Genomic DNA, 19,877 nt, shown 5'->3' with positions numbered 1-19,877 from the left:
TCTTATATGCTTTCCATGTAACTTGAGCGTTAAAGCTCAATTTATATGCTGTCCTAATGCATAAATATACATGATCGTGCTGCGTGACGTTAAGCGTTTTTTGCGCTAAGGAGATGACCGGATTTTTGTCTGGCGTTGCGGGGGTATCGACGTGAAGCCGCCGGGCGGCTATGGTATCCAACAGTATTGAGGGAAAGTCTGGAGTGACGATGAAAAACAGTGAACTGGAACAACTGATTAACGAGAAACTCAACAGTGCAGCCATCAGCGATTACGCGCCAAATGGGCTGCAGGTTGAGGGGCGAGAAGAGATCCGCAAAATCGTCACCGGCGTGACCGCAAGCCAGGCGCTGCTGGATGAAGCCGTTCGTCTGGAAGCCGACGCCGTCATCGTACATCACGGCTATTTCTGGAAAGGGGAGTCGCCGGTGATTCGCGGTATGAAGCGCAACCGGCTGAAAACGTTGCTGACCAATGATATCAACCTTTATGGCTGGCATTTGCCGTTGGATGCGCACCCTGAGCTTGGCAATAACGCACAGTTAGCCGCACTTCTCGGCATCAATATCAAAGGCGAAATTGAGCCGCTGGTGCCGTGGGGCGAACTGTCTATTGCTGTTTCCGGGCTGGAGCTGGCATCGTGGATTGAAACCCGCATTGGCCGAACGCCGCTGTGGAGTGGTGACACCGGGCCGGACAAAATATCGCGCGTAGCGTGGTGCACCGGCGGCGGTCAGAGCTTTATCGACAGCGCGGCACGTTTTGGCGTGGATGCCTTTATTACCGGCGAAGTGTCGGAGCAAACCATTCATTCCGCCCGCGAGCAGGGCCTGCATTTTTATGCCGCCGGTCATCATGCGACCGAACGCGGCGGCATTCGTGCATTAAGCGAATGGCTGACTGAAAATACCGATCTGGATGTCACCTTTATCGACATCCCTAACCCGGCCTAATGAGAGAGGGCGAAAGTGCAGCGAGCGCGTTGTTACCTGTTGGGCGAAACGGCAGTCGTTCTGGAACTTGAACCGCCTGTGACACTGGAGAGCCAGAAACGTATCTGGCGTCTGACCCAGCGTTTACCTGAATACCCGGAAGTGCTCGAAGCTATTCCTGGGATGAATAATATCACCGTTATCCTGCGTAATCCGCAGTCGTTGGCGCTGGATGCCATCGAGCGTCTTCAGCGCTGGTGGGAAGAGAGCGAAGTGCTGGAGCCGGATTCCCGTCAGATTGATATCCCGGTAGTGTACGGCGGCAAGCTGGGGCCAGATTTACCGCTGGTGGCCGGGCATTGCGGCCTTACGCCGCAGCAGGTCGTGGAGCTTCACTCATCGCAGGATTATGTGGTGTGGTTTTTAGGCTTCCAGCCGGGCTTTGCTTATCTGGGTGGGCTGTCGCCAAAACTGGCGATGCCGCGTCGGGCAGAGCCGCGTGTGCAGGTGCCCGCGGGCTCCGTTGGGATCGGTGGTCAGCATACCGGCATTTATCCGCTGGCCACGCCGGGCGGCTGGCAGCTGATTGGGCATACCTCGCAGGCGATGTTTGATTCACGCCTGGCAGAGCCGGTTTTACTCAGACCGGGAGATACGGTGCGCTTTGTGCCGCAAAAGGAGGGCGTATGCTGAAAATTATACGCTCAGGCCTCTACACGTCGGTTCAGGATGGCGGGCGTTATGGCCTGCGTCAGTCCGGTGTCAGCCGCTGCGGCGCGCTGGATAAACCGGCGCTTATTACCGCCAATTTACTGGTGGGTAATGACCCGAACGCGGCAGCTCTCGAAATTACGCTGGGCCAGCTGACGGTTCAGTTTGAACGCGACGGCTGGTTTGCGCTGACGGGCGCAGGATGCGAAGCGACGCTCGACGATAAACCCATTTGGGCAGGATGGCGGTTGCAGGTAAAGGCCGGGCAAATATTGGTGATGAAGCGACCTTTGCACGGTATTCGCAGCTATCTGGCTATTTCAGGCGGCATTGATGTACCAAAAGTGCTGGGGTCGTACAGTACCGATCTTAACGTCGGGATTGGCGGGCTGGAAGGGCGTCGACTTCAGGATGGCGATACCCTGAAATTGCTGCCTGCCACGCGCACATTTAACGGTTCGCAGGGCGTGAAACAACTTCTGCGCGGGAACCGGATTCGTGCGTTGCCGGGGCCGGAATATCATGAGTTTGATGCCGCCTCGCAGGAGAACTTCTGGCGTGCGCCGTGGCAACTCAGCCCGCAAAGTAATCGCATGGGTTATCGTTTACAGGGCCAGCCGTTGGTGCGTACCACTGACCGCGAGCTGTTATCGCATGGCCTATTGCCGGGCGTGGTGCAGGTGCCGCATAACGGCCAGCCGATCGTGCTGATGAACGATGCGCAAACAACCGGGGGTTACCCGCGTATTGCCTGCATTATCGAAGCAGATATGTACCAACTGGCGCAAATTCCACTGGGGCAGCCAATGCACTTCGTGCCGTGCACACTTGAAGAGGCGTTGAAAGCGCGAGACGATCAGCATCGTTATTTCGAACAGCTGGCCTGGCGTCTCAACGCAGAACAATAAGGACGCGTTATGCCCGAAGGACCGCAGATCCGCCGCACAAGGTAAAAGCAAAACGGTAACCCGAAGGTTACCGTTTTTTTATGTTTGCCACCTCTCCCCGTGAGAGAGGGGCGGGGTGAGGGCATCAGACTGCACCGCACCCAACGTCAATTATTTCTTTTTAACGTCTGAGCTGAACTCGCGTTTGTCATAGCCGGTGTACAGCTGGCGTGGACGGGCAATTTTCATGCCTTCGCTGTGCATTTCGCTCCAGTGTGCAATCCAGCCAACAGTACGCGCCATAGCGAAGATGACGGTAAACATGGAGGACGGAATGCCCATCGCTTTCAGGATGATGCCAGAGTAGAAGTCCACGTTCGGGTAGAGTTTCTTCTCAATGAAGTACGGGTCATTCAGCGCAATGTGCTCAAGCTCCATTGCCACCTGCAACAGGTCGTCTTTGGTGCCCAGCTCTTTCAGCACTTCGTGACAGGTTTCACGCATCACGGTGGCGCGCGGGTCATAGTTTTTGTAAACACGGTGACCGAAGCCCATCAGACGGAACGAATCGTTCTTATCTTTGGCGCGACGTACGAATTCTGGAATGTGCTCAACAGAGCTGATTTCTTCCAGCATTTTCAGTGCGGCTTCGTTGGCGCCACCGTGTGCTGGTCCCCACAGAGACGCGATTCCCGCAGCGATACAGGCGAACGGGTTCGCGCCGCTTGAGCCCGCGGTACGGACGGTAGACGTAGAGGCGTTCTGCTCGTGATCGGCATGCAGAATCAGAATACGGTCCATCGCGCGTTCCAGAACCGGGTTCACCACGTACTCTTCACACGGAGTGGAGAACATCATGTTGAGGAAATTGCCGGCGTAGGAGAGGTCGTTGCGCGGGTAAACAAACGGCTGACCGATGGAATATTTGTAACTCATCGCGGCCATGGTCGGCATCTTAGACAGCAGACGGAACGCAGCGATTTCGCGGTGACGCGGGTTATTCACGTCCATGGAGTCATGATAGAACGCCGCCAGCGCGCCGGTCACGCCGCACATGACCGCCATTGGATGCGAGTCACGACGGAAGCCGTGGAACAGACGGGTAATCTGCTCGTGGATCATGGTGTGACGGGTCACGGTGGTTTTGAATTCTTCGTACTGTTCCTGGGTCGGTTTTTCACCGTTCAGCAGGATGTAGCAGACTTCGAGATAGTTAGACTGTGTTGCGAGCTCATCAATAGGAAAACCGCGATGCAGAAGGATACCTTCATCACCGTCGATAAACGTGATTTTTGATTCGCAGGATGCGGTGGAGGTAAAACCAGGGTCAAAAGTGAACATCCCTTTTGAGCCGAGGGTACGGATGTCAATAACGTCTTCGCCGAGTGTGCCTTTTAGCACATCCAGTTCAATAGCAGTATCACCGTTGAAAGTGAGCTTTGCCTTTGTATCAGCCATTTACGGTCTCCTTAGCGCCTTATTGCATAAGACTGCCGGATGCCGGATTCGCTTTCAGGGTGATTTTCGACGTTACCAGTTTGTTATTCGGCTCACCGCTCAGCTCGCGAGGGTAAACCAGGGTACAGAGCAAAGGGCGCCTTGGGGCATACGTTCAATCCACCGTGAAACAACAGCAAATCAGGGTCTTAGCAGTCCGATTATTCAAACCTGTCTATCACTATTAACTGTCGGCAATGGTGCGGTCAATACTTTCTCACTGTTACATAACTATTTGTCAGGAGAAAGGGTGACCCCATAACTTTTACGCATTATATGCCTTTCTAAGTGATGGTTGTAACAATAATGTTTAATATTTGTCAAACCTCGTGAGTAAAAATTAAAATAATGTTGTTATCGTGACCCTGATCACTGTTCCGCATAAAACCCGACAAACTATATGTAGGTTAATTGTAATGATTTTGTGAACGGCCTATACTGCCGCCAGGTCTCCGGAAACCCCTGCAATCCCGAGCCACCCAGCGTTGTAATGTGCCGTTTTAGCTCTTTCATATGGAGTTTTTACATGACGCGCAGTTATAGAAAGGACGCTGTCTGACCCGCACGCAGACCGGAGGAAGGGAAACAATAAGAACAGCATGTGGGCGTTATTCATGATAAAAAATGTGAAAAAACAAAGACCTGTCAATCTGGATCTCAAAACGATCCGATTTCCTGTAACGGCGATAGCGTCCATCCTCCACCGCGTTTCTGGCGTGATTACATTTGTGGCGGTTGGCATTCTGTTGTGGTTACTGGGCACCAGTCTCTCCTCTCCTGAAGGCTTCATGGTCGCGAGCTCCATCATGAGCGGCTTCTTCGTCAAATTCATCCTCTGGGGCATTCTGACCGCACTGGCGTATCACGCCGTGGTGGGCATTCGCCATCTGATGATGGACTTTGGCTATCTGGAAGAGACCTTCGAAGTGGGTGTGCGGTCTGCCAAGATTTCTTTTGTTATTACTGTCGTGCTTTCACTTCTCGCAGGAGTCCTCGTATGGTAAGCAACGCCTCAGCACTAGGACGCAACGGCGTACATGACTTCATCCTCGTACGTGCCACCGCGATCGTTCTGACTCTGTACATTATCTACATGGTTGGTTTCTTCGCGACCCACGGCGCGCTCACCTGGGAAGTCTGGACGGGTTTCTTCTCTTCCGCTTTCACCAAAGTCTTCACCCTGCTGGCTCTGTTCTCTATCTTGATTCATGCCTGGATTGGCATGTGGCAGGTGTTGACCGACTACGTTAAACCGCTGGCGATTCGCCTGCCTCTGCAACTGGCTATCGTCGTTGCACTGGTGGTTTACGTGATTTATGGATTTGTTGTGGTGTGGGGTGTGTAATGAAACTGCCAGTCAGAGAATTTGATGCTGTTGTAATCGGCGCAGGTGGTGCAGGCATGCGTGCCGCACTGCAAATTTCCCAAAGCGGCCAGACCTGTGCGCTGCTCTCTAAAGTCTTCCCGACCCGTTCCCATACCGTGTCTGCGCAGGGTGGTATCACCGTTGCGCTCGGTAACACCCATGAAGATAACTGGGAATGGCACATGTATGACACCGTAAAAGGGTCAGACTACATCGGTGACCAGGACGCTATCGAATATATGTGTAAGACCGGCCCGGAAGCGATTCTGGAGCTGGAACATATGGGTCTGCCATTCTCCCGTCTGGATGATGGCTCTATTTATCAGCGTCCGTTTGGCGGCCAGTCGAAAAACTTCGGCGGCGAGCAGGCGGCACGTACCGCAGCGGCGGCTGACCGTACCGGTCACGCGCTATTGCATACTCTGTATCAGCAGAACCTGAAAAACCACACCACCATTTTCTCCGAGTGGTATGCGCTGGATCTGGTGAAAAACCAGGATGGTGCGGTGGTCGGTTGTACCGCGTTGTGCATCGAAACCGGTGAAGTCGTGTACTTCAAAGCCAATGCCACCGTGCTGGCGACCGGCGGTGCAGGCCGTATTTATCAGTCCACAACCAATGCGCATATCAACACCGGTGACGGCGTTGGGATGGCTATCCGCGCCGGTGTTCCGGTGCAGGATATGGAAATGTGGCAGTTCCACCCAACCGGTATCGCCGGTGCGGGGGTGCTGGTGACCGAAGGTTGTCGTGGTGAAGGCGGTTATCTGCTGAACAAACACGGTGAGCGTTTCATGGAGCGCTATGCGCCGAACGCGAAAGACCTGGCGGGTCGTGACGTGGTGGCGCGTTCCATCATGATCGAAATCCGTGAAGGTCGCGGTTGTGATGGCCCATGGGGTCCGCATGCCAAACTGAAACTCGATCACCTCGGCAAAGACGTGCTCGAATCCCGTCTGCCGGGCATCCTCGAACTGTCCCGTACCTTTGCACACGTCGACCCGGTTAAAGAACCGATCCCGGTTATCCCAACCTGCCACTACATGATGGGCGGTATTCCGACCAAAGTGACCGGCCAGGCGCTGACCGTGAACGAGAAGGGCGAAGACGTGGTGATCCCGGGCCTGTTCGCGGTGGGCGAAATTGCCTGTGTCTCCGTTCACGGTGCTAACCGTCTGGGCGGCAACTCGCTGCTGGACCTGGTAGTATTTGGTCGTGCTGCTGGTCTGCATCTGCAAGAATCCATCGCCGAGCAGGGCGCGCTGCGTGACGCAAGTGAATCTGATATTGACGCTTCTCTGGAACGTCTCAACCGCTGGAACAACACCCGTAGCGGTGAAGATCCAGTGGAAATCCGTAAAGCACTGCAGGAATGTATGCAGCACAACTTCTCGGTCTTCCGTGAAGGTGATGCGATGGCGAAAGGTCTGGAACAGCTGAAAGTGATCCGCGAGCGCCTGAAAAACGCCCGTCTGGACGACACCTCCAGCGAATTCAACACCCAGCGCGTTGAGTGTCTGGAGCTGGATAACCTGATGGAAACGGCCTTCGCGACTGCGGTATCGGCAAACTTCCGAACTGAAAGCCGTGGCGCGCACAGCCGCTTCGACTTCCCGGAACGCGATGACGCAAACTGGCTCTGCCACTCCCTGTACCAGCCGCAGTCGGAATCCATGACCCGTCGTGAAGTGAACATGGAACCGAAACTGCGTCCGGCATTCCCGCCGAAAGTGCGTACCTACTAATTGCGGAGACAGGAAAATGAGACTCGAGTTTTCAGTTTATCGTTATAACCCGGATGTCGATGACGCTCCGCGCATGCAGGAATACACCCTCGAAGCGGAAGAAGGGCGTGACATGATGCTGCTGGATGCGTTAATCCAGCTGAAAGAACAGGACCCGACGCTGTCGTTCCGTCGTTCTTGCCGTGAAGGGGTGTGTGGCTCTGATGGCGTAAACATGAACGGCAAAAACGGTCTGGCGTGTATTACCCCCATTTCCGCTCTACAGCGTGCCGGGCAGAAGATTGTGATTCGCCCTCTGCCGGGATTACCGGTGGTTCGCGATTTGGTGGTAGACATGGGGCAGTTCTATGCTCAATATGAGAAGATTAAGCCTTACCTGTTGAATAATGGGCAAAATCCACCCGCTCGCGAGCATTTGCAGTCGCCTGAGCAGCGTGAAAAACTGGACGGTCTGTACGAGTGTATTCTCTGTGCATGTTGTTCCACGTCGTGCCCATCATTCTGGTGGAACCCGGATAAGTTCATCGGCCCAGCCGGTCTGCTGGCAGCGTACCGCTTCCTGATCGACAGCCGTGATACCGAAACCGATAGCCGCCTTGAAGGTTTAAGTGACGCTTTCAGCGTATTCCGCTGCCATAGCATCATGAACTGCGTCAGTGTATGTCCGAAAGGACTTAACCCGACGCGCGCCATCGGCCATATTAAGTCGATGCTGCTGCAACGCAGTGCATAAGTAATAACGCCTGATGGCGCTACGTTAGTCAGGCCTACGTGAGAGTAGGCCCAGTCAGCGCAGCGCCACCGGGAAAACGGAATTGCAGGAAACCTCTAAAAACTGCCATATCAGGCATCGATAACCGGGATGTTCAGCGACAGCGACGGTTAGAGGGCAGTTTTTAAAGGTTCCTTCGCGGGCCCGCATAGAAGAGCTCGCAAGTGAACCCCGGCACGTACACCTGGTGTGCGTGGTAGTTTCTACGGCGAAAGTAAGCATAAAAATGCTTAAGGGATCACGATGCAGAACGGCGCAATGAAAGCCTGGCTGGACTCTTCTTACCTCTCTGGCTCTAACCAGAGCTGGATAGAACAGCTCTATGAAGACTTCTTAACCGATCCTGACTCTGTCGACGCCAACTGGCGTTCAATGTTCCAGCAATTACCTGGTACCGGAGTCAAACCGGATCAATTTCATTCTACTACGCGTGATTATTTCCGTCGTCTGGCGAAGGATGCCTCACGTTACTCTTCCTCGATTTCTGACCCTGACACCAATGTGAAGCAGGTTAAAGTCCTGCAGCTGATCAACGCGTATCGTTTCCGTGGTCATCAGGACGCCAATCTCGATCCGTTAGGTCTGTGGAAACAAGAGCGGGTGTCTGATTTAGACCCGGCTTTCCATGACCTGACCGAGGCGGATTTCCAGGACAGCTATAACGTAGGCTCGTTTGCTATCGGTAAAGAGACGATGAAGCTGGGCGAACTGATCGCTGCCCTTAAGCAGACGTATTGCGGCTCCATCGGTGCGGAATATATGCATATCACGTCCACTGAAGAGAAACGCTGGATCCAGCAGCGCATCGAATCGGTGGTTGGTCACGCGACCTTCAGCGCGGACGAAAAGAAACGCTTCCTGACAGAACTGACCGCGGCCGAAGGCCTGGAACGTTACCTGGGCGCGAAATTCCCGGGCGCAAAACGCTTCTCGCTGGAAGGCGGCGACGCGCTGGTGCCAATGCTCAAAGAGCTTATCCGCCATGCGGGTAAAAGCGGCACGCGCGAAGTGGTGCTGGGTATGGCGCACCGCGGTCGTCTGAACGTTCTGATTAACGTGCTCGGTAAAAAGCCGCAGGACCTGTTCGACGAATTCGCCGGTAAGCATAAAGAACACCTCGGCACCGGTGACGTGAAGTACCACATGGGCTTCTCGTCTGATATCGAAACCGAAGGCGGCCTGGTGCACCTGGCGCTGGCTTTCAACCCGTCGCACCTTGAAATCGTGAGCCCGGTGGTTATTGGCTCCGTACGTGCGCGTCTGGATCGTCTGGAAGAGCCAAGCAGCAACAAAGTACTGCCGATTACCATTCACGGTGATGCGGCGGTTGCCGGGCAGGGCGTGGTTCAGGAAACCCTGAACATGTCTAAAGCGCGCGGTTACGAAGTGGGCGGTACCGTGCGTATCGTCATCAACAACCAGGTGGGCTTCACGACGTCCAACCCATTGGATGCGCGTTCCACACCGTACTGTACCGATATCGGTAAAATGGTGATGGCGCCGATTTTCCACGTGAACGCGGATGACCCGGAAGCCGTGGCATTTGTTACCCGTCTGGCGCTCGATTTCCGTAACACCTTCAAACGCGATGTGTTCATTGACCTGGTGTGCTACCGCCGTCACGGCCATAACGAAGCCGATGAGCCAAGCGCAACCCAGCCGCTGATGTACCAGAAAATCAAAAAGCATCCGACGCCGCGTAAAATTTACGCTGATAAGCTGGAAGGCGATAGCGTTGCCACGCTGGAAGATGCCACCGAGCTGGTCAATCTGTACCGCGACGCGCTGGATGCGGGCGAGTGCGTGGTGAAAGAGTGGCGTCCAATGAACATGCACTCCTTTACCTGGTCGCCGTATCTCAACCACGAGTGGGATGAGAGCTACCCGAATAAAGTCGACATGAAGCGTTTGCAGGAACTGGCGAAGCGCATCAGCACCGTGCCGGACGCCGTTGAAATGCAGTCTCGCGTGGCGAAAATCTATGGCGATCGTCAGTTGATGGCCGCAGGCGAGAAAATGTTTGACTGGGGCGGCGCGGAAAACCTGGCATACGCCACGCTGGTAGATGAAGGCATTCCTGTGCGTCTCTCCGGTGAAGACTCCGGCCGCGGCACCTTCTTCCACCGCCACGCGGTCATTCACAACCAGACTAACGGTTCCACTTACACCCCGCTGCAACACGTGCATAACGGTCAGGGCCAGTTCAAGGTCTGGGACTCCGTGCTGTCTGAAGAAGCGGTGCTGGCATTCGAATACGGCTACGCCACCGCAGAGCCGCGCATCCTGACTATCTGGGAAGCGCAGTTCGGTGATTTCGCCAACGGTGCGCAGGTGGTTATCGACCAGTTCATCAGCTCTGGCGAACAGAAATGGGGCCGTATGTGTGGCCTGACCATGCTGCTGCCGCACGGCTACGAAGGGCAGGGTCCGGAGCACTCCTCCGCCCGTCTGGAGCGCTATCTGCAGCTGTGTGCTGAACAAAATATGCAGGTTTGTGTGCCGTCCACTCCGGCTCAGGTCTATCACATGCTGCGTCGTCAGGCGCTGCGCGGGATGCGCCGTCCGCTGGTGGTCATGTCACCGAAATCTCTGCTGCGTCACCCGCTGGCAGTCTCCTCTCTCGAAGAACTGGCCAACGGCACCTTTATGCCGGCGATTGGCGAAGTGGACGAGCTGGATCCTTCAGGCGTGAAACGCGTGGTGATGTGCTCCGGTAAGGTTTACTACGACCTGCTGGAACAGCGTCGCAAGAACGATCAAAAAGATGTCGCCATCGTGCGTATCGAACAGCTGTATCCATTCCCGCATCAGGCGATGCAGGATGTGCTGAAAGCTTATGCTCACGTGCATGATTTTGTCTGGTGCCAGGAAGAGCCGCTCAACCAGGGCGCATGGTACTGCAGCCAGCATCACTTACGTGAAGTGATTCCATTTGGGTCAGCCTTGCGTTATGCAGGTCGCCCGGCCTCCGCCTCTCCGGCGGTAGGATATATGTCCGTTCACCAGAAGCAGCAACAAGATCTGGTCAATGACGCGCTGAACGTCGATTAATTAAAGGATACAAAATGAGTAGCGTAGATATTCTTGTTCCCGACCTGCCGGAATCTGTAGCCGATGCAACGGTTGCTACCTGGCACAAGAAGCCAGGCGATGCGGTAGTCCGCGATGAAGTTCTGGTAGAAATCGAAACTGACAAAGTGGTACTGGAAGTACCGGCGTCGGCCGACGGCATTCTGGATGCAGTTCTGGAAGACGAAGGCACTACTGTAACTTCTCGTCAGATCCTTGGCCGCCTGCGTGAAGGCAACAGCGCCGGGAAAGAGTCCAGCGCGAAATCTGAAGCTAAAGATTCCACGCCGGCTCAGCGCCAGCAGGCTTCTTTGGAAGAACAGAGTAATGACGCACTGAGCCCGGCGATTCGTCGCCTGCTGGCTGAGCATAACCTCGACGCCGCTGCTCTCAAAGGCACCGGTGTGGGCGGTCGTCTGACGCGCGAAGACGTTGAAAAACATCTGGCAAAAGGCCCGGCTAAATCTGAAGCGAAAGCGCCAGAAGCCGCATCAGCCGCCGCTGCTCCGGCTCCGCTGGCAGGCCGCTCTGAGAAACGTGTACCGATGACCCGCCTGCGCAAACGCGTAGCTGAGCGTCTGCTGGAAGCGAAAAACTCAACCGCCATGCTGACGACCTTCAACGAAGTCAACATGAAGCCAATCATGGATCTGCGTAAGCAGTACGGCGATGCGTTTGAAAAACGTCACGGTATCCGTCTGGGCTTCATGTCCTTCTACGTGAAAGCCGTGGTTGAAGCGCTGAAACGCTACCCGGAAGTGAACGCTTCTATCGATGGCGAAGATGTGGTTTACCACAACTACTTCGATGTCAGCATGGCAGTTTCCACGCCACGTGGCCTGGTAACGCCAGTTCTGCGTGACGTTGACGCGCTCGGCATGGCTGACATCGAGAAGAACATCAAAACGCTGGCGCTGAAAGGCCGTGATGGCAAGCTAACGGTAGAAGACTTGACCGGCGGTAACTTCACCATCACCAACGGCGGCGTGTTCGGTTCCCTGATGTCTACGCCAATCATCAACCCACCGCAGAGCGCGATCCTTGGCATGCACGCCATTAAAGACAGGCCGATGGCGGTTGATGGCAAAGTTGAAATTCTGCCAATGATGTACCTGGCACTGTCCTACGATCATCGCCTGATCGATGGTCGTGAGTCTGTGGGCTTCCTCGTAGCCATCAAAGAGCTGCTGGAAGATCCGACTCGTCTGCTGCTGGACGTGTAGTAAGCCCTGTATCACCTGTCCTCCGGGCCGGATGCGGCCTGGAGGTAAAATGATAATGATTTTCTAAAGTGGATAGAACGCATGAACTTACATGAATACCAGGCCAAACAGCTGTTTGCCCGCTACGGTTTACCTGCGCCAGTAGGCTACGCCTGCTCAACTCCGCGTGAAGCTGAAGAAGCGGCTTCTAAAATCGGCACCGGCCCTTGGGTCGTGAAATGCCAGGTTCACGCTGGCGGCCGCGGTAAAGCGGGTGGCGTTAAAGTCGTTAACAGCAAAGAAGACATTCGCGCTTTCGCAGAGCATTGGCTCGGCAAACGCCTGGTAACCTATCAAACAGATGCGAATGGCCAGCCGGTAAACCAGATTCTGGTTGAAGCGGCGACCGATATCGCGAAAGAACTCTATCTGGGTGCTGTGGTTGACCGTAGCTCCCGTCGCGTGGTGTTCATGGCGTCTACTGAAGGCGGCGTGGAAATCGAAAAAGTTGCGGAAGAAACCCCGCACCTGATCCACAAAGTGGCTATCGATCCTCTGGCGGGTCCTATGCCATATCAGGGTCGCGAGCTGGCGTTCAAACTGGGTCTGGAAGGCAAACTGGTTCAGCAGTTCACCAAGATCTTTATGGGTCTGGCGAACATCTTCCTGGATCGTGACCTGGCACTGATCGAAATCAACCCGCTGGTTATCACCAAGCAGGGCGACCTGATTTGCCTCGACGGCAAGCTCGGCGCTGACGGCAATGCGCTGTTCCGCCAGCCGGATCTGCGTGAAATGCGCGACCAGTCTCAGGAAGATCCACGTGAAGCGCAGGCTGCACAGTGGGAACTGAACTACGTTGCACTCGACGGCAACATCGGTTGCATGGTTAACGGCGCAGGCCTGGCGATGGGTACGATGGACATCGTTAAGCTGCACGGCGGCGAACCGGCTAACTTCCTCGACGTGGGCGGCGGCGCAACCAAAGAGCGCGTAACCGAAGCGTTCAAAATCATCCTCTCTGATGACAACGTGAAAGCCGTCCTGGTTAACATTTTCGGTGGGATCGTACGTTGCGATCTGATTGCTGACGGCATCATCGGCGCTGTTGAAGAAGTCGGCGTAAACGTGCCGGTTGTCGTACGTCTGGAAGGTAACAACGCTGAACTCGGCGCGAAAAAACTCGCCGACAGCGGTCTGAATATTATTGCAGCGAAAAGTCTGACGGATGCCGCTCAGCAGGTCGTTGCCGCAGTGGAGGGGAAATAATGTCCATTTTAATTGATAAAAACACCAAGGTTATCTGCCAGGGCTTCACCGGTAGCCAGGGGACTTTCCACTCTGAACAAGCGATTGCTTACGGAACCAACATGGTTGGCGGCGTAACGCCAGGCAAAGGCGGCACCACGCACCTGGATCTGCCGGTGTTCAACACCGTGCGTGAAGCTGTTGAAGCAACGGGCGCAACGGCTTCTGTTATCTACGTTCCGGCTCCGTTCTGCAAAGACTCCATTCTGGAAGCCATCGACGCAGGCATTAAGCTCATCATCACCATCACCGAAGGTATCCCGACTCTGGATATGCTGACCGTGAAAGTGAAACTGGATGAAGCTGGCGTACGTATGATTGGCCCGAACTGCCCGGGTGTTATCACCCCAGGTCAGAGCAAAATCGGCATCATGCCAGGCCACATTCACAAGCCGGGTAAAGTGGGTATCGTTTCCCGTTCAGGCACCCTGACTTATGAAGCGGTTAAGCAGACTACCGATTACGGTTTCGGCCAGTCCAGCTGTGTGGGCATCGGCGGTGACCCGATCCCTGGCTCTAACTTCATCGATATCCTGAAAATGTTCGAGGAAGATCCGCAGACCGAAGCGATCGTGATGATCGGTGAGATCGGCGGTAGCGCTGAAGAAGAAGCGGCAGCCTACATCAAAGAACACGTGACCAAACCGGTTGTCGGCTACATCGCGGGTGTAACTGCGCCGAAAGGTAAACGTATGGGCCACGCGGGCGCGATCATTGCCGGCGGGAAAGGGACTGCGGACGAGAAATTCGCCGCTCTGGAAGCGGCCGGTGTGAAAACCGTTCGTAGCCTGGCAGACATCGGCGAAGCGCTGAAAACCATCATCGCCTGATAATCCTCTCTGCTCCCCATGCGGGGAGCTTTATATGTCCGTTTTCGACATGGTTGGCCACTTTAGCAGTGGCCTTTTTTATTGCCTGCGTTTGGCGACCAGGGTGAATTTGTAATCGTCACTTTTGAAAGCATTGCGGCTGTATTCAAAGACTTTTCCGTCATCCAGATAGCCGCGTGAGATTTTTTCCAGAATCGGCTGGTTGGGGTCTAAGCCGAGCAATGTCACGGCTTCTTCCGACGGCATTATTGGCACGATTTCCTGCTCGCTGCGGTCAATAACCAATTTTTTGACGGCCTCGATAAAATGATATTTGGAGTTTTCCATCACCTGCCAGGTGAGATCGGGAAACAGCGTCAACGGCATCCAGGTTTCTTCCAGCGTGACCGGTTTTTGCTGAATAAAACGCACACGTTTGACGTGCCAGATTTTCTCGCCCACTGCGACTTGCAGTTTTTCCGCCATCTCCTGACAGGCATCAATTGCCTCGAAAACCCGCACGTTGCTGTGCGTTTCCACGTTTCGGTCAATCAGCTTTTCGTAAAAACTGGTGAGCTGATAGATATCGTAATTGACTCGCTCAGCCTTAACGTATGACCCGCTGCCCTGAATGCTCTCGATAATGGCTTCCTGGGTGAGTTGTTTCAGCGCCTGGCGCACGGTCACGCGGCTCACGGCAAACTCTTCTTGTAGGGCAGACTCGGTGGGTAGCGCATCGCCGGGCTTTAATTCGCCGCGCTGCACGCGTTCACGCAGGGTATCCGCAATCTGCCGATACATCGGTTTTTTGGTCATGTTGTCTGCCTATTCACTACATTGATAATACGAATTATGCCTGCTTGACCGCACTTGTAAATAATACAAATCAAATACAAATTATCTAGTTAAGAGAAAGTGATCACATAAATGTATTATTTTATCTGGCAAGATCCTCCTAACTGAATGGCTGACTGGCCGTTTTTACACTTTGAGAGTGAGGATCGTGATGAACCTGACGACGTTAACGCACCCGGATGCACTCTGCTTGCAGGCCACTTTTACCTGCCGCGATGAAACGATCCGTGCTTTGGCTAGCCGGCTGGAAGCGCTCGGTAAAATTTCCAGCCTGGACGGTTTTCTGGCTGATGTCTTTGCCCGTGAAAGTGAAGGGCCGACGGCGCTGGGCGAGGGACTGGCGGTGCCGCACGGTAAAAGTCTTGCCGTAAACGAAGCCGCGTTTGCCGTGGCGACGCTCTCAGAGCCCATTCTGTGGGAAGGCGTGGACGGCGAGGAAGAGGTGAACCTGGTTGTGCTGCTGGCTATCCCGCCCGCGCAGGCGGGTTCCACACACATGCAGCTGCTCACGGCGCTGACGTCCCGGCTGGTGGACGATGAGGTGCGTGCCGCCGTGTGTGCGGCCACCTCAGCGGAAGAATTATTGCGAGTGCTGGACGCGCCGCCGGATGTGGCAGACGCGCCCGTTGTGAAAAACGCCCCAACCATCGTCTGCGTGACCGCCTGTCCGGCTGGCATCGCACACACCTATATGGCAGCTGAATATCTGGAAAAAGCCGGGCAGAAACTCGGCATCAACGTCTGTGTCGAGCGGCAGGGCGCGAACGGAATCGAAAACCGCCTGACGGCAGAGCAGCTTAACGCAGCCCGGGCCTGCATTTTTGCGACCGAAGTGGCGGTTAAAGAATCCGAACGTTTCAACGGGATCCCGTCGATGACGGTGCCAGTGGCCGAGCCGATTCGCCATGCCGAAGCGCTTATCGAGCAGGCGCTGACGCTGAAACCGCCCACAGAACAGCGCCAGCTTCAGAGCGAAAGTCACGAGAAGAAAAGCGTGAAGACCGAACTGAAACAGGCGCTACTGAGCGGTATTTCGTTTGCCGTGCCGTTGATCGTTGCGGGCGGCACCGTGCTGGCGGTGGCGGTTCTTCTGGCGCAAATGTTTGGCTTGCAACATCTGTTTGATCAGGAAAACTCGTGGTTGTGGATGTACCGCAAGTTAGGCGGGGGCATGCTGGGCACACTCATGGTGCCGGTTCTGGCGGCCTACACGGCTTATTCTCTGGCCGACAAACCCGCGCTGGCACCGGGCTTTGCGGCTGGGCTTGCGGCGAACATGATTGGCTCCGGCTTCCTTGGCGCAGTGGCGGGCGGCCTGATTGCGGGCTATCTGATGCGCTGGGTGAAAAACCATATCCGTCTCAATAACCGCTACAACGGTTTTCTGACCTATTACCTCTATCCGGTTCTCGGTACCCTCGGCGCGGGCAGCCTGATGTTGTTCGTAGTCGGCGAACCCGTGGCGTGGGTAAACAACGGTTTAACCGCATGGTTGAATGGCCTGTCGGGGTCCAACGCGCTGGTATTGGGCGCGATCCTCGGCTTCATGTGCTCGTTCGACCTTGGCGGCCCGGTCAACAAAGCGGCATATGCCTTCTGTCTGGGGGCGATGGCCAACGGTGTTTACGGCCCGTATGCGATTTTTGCCTCGGTGAAAATGGTTTCGGCCTTCACCGTCACCGCTTCCACCCTGATTGCGCCTCGTCTGTTTAAAACGTTCGAAATTGAAACCGGCAAATCGACCTGGCTGCTCGGTCTGGCGGGCATTACCGAAGGGGCAATTCCGATGGCGATTGAAGATCCGCTCCGGGTGATTGGCTCGTTTGTGCTGGGCTCGATGGTGACCGGCGCGCTGGTGGGCAGCATGAATATCGGTCTGTCGACGCCGGGCGCCGGTATTTTCTCACTCTTTTTACTGCACGATGGCGGTCTCGGTGGCGTGCTGGCCGCCGTGGGCTGGTTTGCCTCAGCCATTATTGGCGCGGCTATCTCTACCTGCGTGCTTGTCCTCTGGCGTCGCCAGGCAGTCAAAGCTGGTAAATATATTCCCGACAGCGTCATGCCTTAACTGAACAGGAAACGAAGATGAAAGCTGTATCTCGCGTTCACATCACGCCGCATATGCACTGGGACCGTGAGTGGTACTTCACCACCGAAGAGTCACGCATTTTGCTGGTCAACAATATGGAAGAGATCCTGACTCGTCTGGAGCAGGACCCGGAATACAAGTATTACGTGCTCGATGGGCAAACCGCTATTCTCGAGGATTACTTTGCCGTTAAGCCGGAAAATCACACCCGTGTAAAAGCGTTGGTTCAGGCTGGAAAGCTGATTATCGGGCCGTGGTACACGCAAACGGATACCACGGTTGTGGCCGGCGAATCGATTGTCCGCAATTTGATGTACGGCATGCGCGATTGCCTGTCGTTCGGCGAGCCGATGAAAATTGGCTATCTGCCGGATTCCTTCGGCATGTCGGGCCAATTGCCGCACATCTATAACGGTTTTGGTATTAAACGGGCAATGTTTTGGCGCGGTTGTTCGGAGCGTCACGGCACAGATAAAACGGAGTTTCTGTGGCGCAGTCAGGACGGCAGCGAAGTGACGGCGCAGGTACTACCGCTGGGCTACGCGATTGGTAAGTACTTACCGGAGGATGAAGCGGGCCTGCGAAAACGCCTCGATAGTTATTTTGAGGTGCTGGAAAAAGCCTCGCAAACCAAAGAGATTTTGCTGCCGAATGGTCACGATCAGATGCCGCTCCAGCAGAACATTTTTGCGGTGATGGACAAACTGCGGGAAATTTATCCGCAGCGTGAATTTGTGCTGAGCCGTTTTGAGGAGATATTTGAGCGGATTGAAAAGCAGCGAGATGCGCTGGCAACGCTAACCGGGGAGTTCAACGACGGCAAATATATGCGCGTTCACCGCACCATCGGTTCAACGCGGATGGACATCAAAATCGCCCACGCGCGAATCGAGAACAAAATTGTCAATGTGCTCGAACCGCTGGCGGCGCTGGCCTGGACGCTCGGTTTTGAATATCACCACGGCTTGCTGGAAAAAATGTGGAAAGAGATCCTCAAAAATCACGCCCACGACAGCATCGGCTGCTGCTGTAGCGACAAAGTGCATCGGGAAATCATGAGCCGCTTTTGGCTGGCGGAAGACATGGCTGACAGCCTGGTCACCTTCTACATGCGTAAAATCGTCGACAACATGGCACGCAGCGAGGGCGACAAGCTGACGCTGTTCAATCTGATGCCGTGGCCGCGCGATGAAGTGATCAACACCACTATCCGCCTGCGCGCCAGCCGTTTCCGCCTGACCGACAGCGACGGCCAGGATGTGCCGTACTTTATCCGCGATAAACGTGAAATCGACCCAGGCCTGGTGGATCGCCAGATTGTTCATTACGGCAACTACGAGCCGTTTATGGAATACGACATTCAGCTGCGTCAGGTTCTGCCAGCGATGGGCTGGCTGACGTTACAGGTGCTGGCGGGTGAAGAAGGGCAACTGGCGAGTGTCGAGGCGCAGAGTGACGCACTACTGGAAAACAGCTTCTGGCGTATCAGCCTGAATGACGACGGCACGCTGAAAATGGAAGATAAGGAAAGCGGGCTGATTTATGACCGCGTGCTGGAGTTTGAAGACGGTTCTGACGACGGCGATGAGTATGACTACTCGCCGTCGCGGGAAGAGTGGTTACTCACCAGCGCGAAAGGCACACATCAGCATTCTGTGTCGCATGATGCGTGGCAGAGCAGGGCGCTGATACGTTCTACTCTGGCGGTGCCGCTAAATCTGGCGGAACGTTCAGCACGTCAAACTAGCGGGTCATTGGCCTGCGAAACCACCATCACTCTCAACCATCACGGCCGTCGGGTGGAGTTTGATGTGAAGGTGCTGAATCAGGCAAATGATCACCGCGTGCGGGTGCGCATTCCCGTCCCGTATAAAGCGGAAAGTGTGTTGACGGATACCCAGTTTGGTTCGCTTAATCGCCCGGTCCAGGATCAGGCGATGAACGTCTGGAAGGTCGAAGGCTGGAAAGAGGCACCGGTGCCGGTGTGGAATTTCCTCAACTATGCCGCGCTTCAGCAAGGACCGAATGGGCTGGCGCTGTTCACGGAAGGTCTGCGCGAAGTGGAAATCATCGGTGAAACGCAAAGTGCCTTCGCCCTGACGTTGCTGCGCGGCGTGGGGCTGCTGGGTAAAGAAGATTTACTGCTGCGGCCTGGGCGTCCTTCAGGCATCAAAATGTCGGTGCCGGATTCCCAGGTACGCGGCGAACTGCATTGCCGTTTCAGCCTGCTGCCGTTCAGTGGCTCGGCGTTGAATGCAGGCGTAGCGCAGCAGGCGCGCAGCTGGCTGACGCCAGTGCAGTGCTACAACAAAATCCCGTGGGATGCGATGAAACTGAACCGGACGGCAATTACCGCGCCGGAAACGTTCAGTCTGTGTACGCTCCCGGCCACGGGGTGTCAGCTCAGCGCATTGAAAAAAGCGGAAGACGACGAAGCGCTGATTATTCGGCTGTTCAACCCCTCCGACAGCGAATGCTGTGAGTCGGTAATGAGGTTTAATCATCATCACCCGGTGTGCGAGGAAACGCGCATGGATGAGCAACCTCTCGGGGAAGGGAGCCACATTCCTGGCGAGCCGGTGCGTTACAGACCCGGGCAATCACGGACCTGGCGCATCAGGATTGATGAATAACT

At 55.1% G+C, this 19,877-nt stretch carries 15 protein-coding genes; 13 read left to right on the top strand and 2 right to left on the bottom strand.

What is annotated here, in order from left to right; all coding sequences use genetic code 11:
• The first annotated feature begins 209 nt into the window (after positions 1-209).
• From MUU51_RS19375 to pxpC, 3 genes are read left to right on the top strand one after another with little or no spacing between them, the layout of a single operon-like run.
• A complete protein-coding gene (locus tag MUU51_RS19375) occupies positions 210-953 on the top strand; it encodes a type 2 GTP cyclohydrolase I (protein WP_159774164.1) in 744 nt (247 codons plus the stop codon).
• A gap of 15 nt (positions 954-968) precedes the next feature.
• Positions 969-1,625: a 5-oxoprolinase subunit PxpB gene (pxpB, locus tag MUU51_RS19370; protein WP_159774162.1), complete on the top strand. Its 657-nt coding sequence runs from the start codon at positions 969-971 to the stop codon at positions 1,623-1,625.
• On the top strand, positions 1,619-2,551 hold the full coding sequence (gene pxpC / locus MUU51_RS19365) for a 5-oxoprolinase subunit PxpC (protein WP_258968392.1): 933 nt from the start codon (positions 1,619-1,621) through the stop codon (positions 2,549-2,551). The genes pxpB and pxpC overlap by 7 nt, the downstream gene beginning before the upstream one ends.
• A 150-nt stretch (positions 2,552-2,701) precedes the next feature.
• Here pxpC and gltA read toward each other — a convergent pair whose 3' ends face one another.
• Positions 2,702-3,988, bottom strand: coding sequence for a citrate synthase (gene gltA, locus MUU51_RS19360; RefSeq protein ID WP_159774158.1), 1,287 nt, complete (start codon positions 3,986-3,988; stop codon positions 2,702-2,704).
• 638 nt (positions 3,989-4,626) lie between these two features.
• Between gltA and sdhC the strand changes: the two genes are divergently transcribed.
• The 8 genes from sdhC to sucD all read left to right on the top strand — a co-directional run bounded on the left by sdhC (position 4,627) and on the right by sucD (position 14,319).
• Positions 4,627-5,031 carry a succinate dehydrogenase cytochrome b556 subunit gene (gene sdhC, locus MUU51_RS19355; protein ID WP_200849698.1) on the top strand — a complete coding sequence of 135 codons (405 nt, stop codon included), beginning with the start codon at positions 4,627-4,629 and terminating at the stop codon, positions 5,029-5,031.
• On the top strand, positions 5,025-5,372 hold the full coding sequence (gene sdhD / locus MUU51_RS19350) for a succinate dehydrogenase membrane anchor subunit (RefSeq protein ID WP_159464347.1): 348 nt from the start codon (positions 5,025-5,027) through the stop codon (positions 5,370-5,372). The genes sdhC and sdhD overlap by 7 nt, the downstream gene beginning before the upstream one ends.
• The gene (gene sdhA / locus MUU51_RS19345) at positions 5,372-7,138 is read left to right on the top strand and encodes a succinate dehydrogenase flavoprotein subunit (protein ID WP_159774154.1); all 1,767 of its coding nucleotides are present in this window, start codon (positions 5,372-5,374) and stop codon (positions 7,136-7,138) included. Before sdhD ends, sdhA begins: the two co-directional genes overlap by 1 nt.
• A 16-nt stretch (positions 7,139-7,154) precedes the next feature.
• A complete protein-coding gene (sdhB, locus tag MUU51_RS19340) occupies positions 7,155-7,871 on the top strand; it encodes a succinate dehydrogenase iron-sulfur subunit SdhB (protein WP_159774152.1) in 717 nt (238 codons plus the stop codon).
• 282 nt (positions 7,872-8,153) lie between these two features.
• The gene (gene sucA / locus MUU51_RS19335) at positions 8,154-10,961 is read left to right on the top strand and encodes a 2-oxoglutarate dehydrogenase E1 component (RefSeq protein ID WP_159774150.1); all 2,808 of its coding nucleotides are present in this window, start codon (positions 8,154-8,156) and stop codon (positions 10,959-10,961) included.
• A gap of 14 nt (positions 10,962-10,975) precedes the next feature.
• Positions 10,976-12,202, top strand: a complete 1,227-nt coding sequence (gene odhB, locus MUU51_RS19330; RefSeq protein ID WP_159774148.1) for a 2-oxoglutarate dehydrogenase complex dihydrolipoyllysine-residue succinyltransferase — start codon at positions 10,976-10,978, stop codon at positions 12,200-12,202.
• Between the two features lie 81 nt (positions 12,203-12,283).
• Positions 12,284-13,450, top strand: a complete 1,167-nt coding sequence (sucC, locus tag MUU51_RS19325) for an ADP-forming succinate--CoA ligase subunit beta (protein WP_258968391.1) — start codon at positions 12,284-12,286, stop codon at positions 13,448-13,450.
• A complete protein-coding gene (gene sucD, locus MUU51_RS19320) occupies positions 13,450-14,319 on the top strand; it encodes a succinate--CoA ligase subunit alpha (RefSeq protein ID WP_258968390.1) in 870 nt (289 codons plus the stop codon). Before sucC ends, sucD begins: the two co-directional genes overlap by 1 nt.
• A gap of 78 nt (positions 14,320-14,397) precedes the next feature.
• On the opposite strand, the gene MUU51_RS19315 is transcribed toward sucD, so the two are convergent.
• Positions 14,398-15,114 carry a GntR family transcriptional regulator gene (locus tag MUU51_RS19315; RefSeq protein ID WP_159774144.1) on the bottom strand — a complete coding sequence of 239 codons (717 nt, stop codon included), beginning with the start codon at positions 15,112-15,114 and terminating at the stop codon, positions 14,398-14,400.
• 190 nt (positions 15,115-15,304) lie between these two features.
• On the opposite strand from MUU51_RS19315, the gene mngA reads away from it, so the two are divergent.
• Both mngA and mngB read left to right on the top strand, forming a co-directional pair.
• On the top strand, positions 15,305-17,221 hold the full coding sequence (mngA, locus tag MUU51_RS19310; RefSeq protein WP_258968389.1) for a PTS 2-O-a-mannosyl-D-glycerate transporter subunit IIABC: 1,917 nt from the start codon (positions 15,305-15,307) through the stop codon (positions 17,219-17,221).
• Positions 17,222-17,238: 17 nt separating this feature from the next.
• Entirely contained in the window at positions 17,239-19,875 is a 2,637-nt protein-coding gene (mngB, locus tag MUU51_RS19305) for a mannosylglycerate hydrolase (protein WP_258968388.1), read from the top strand.
• Positions 19,876-19,877: the final 2 nt, after the last annotated feature.

This window comes from Scandinavium manionii (genome assembly GCF_024764775.1).
Classification (GTDB): Bacteria; Pseudomonadota; Gammaproteobacteria; order Enterobacterales; family Enterobacteriaceae; genus Scandinavium; species Scandinavium manionii.
Note: the sequence above shows the minus strand (reverse complement) of the source record. Positions and strands in the feature narration are given on the sequence as shown.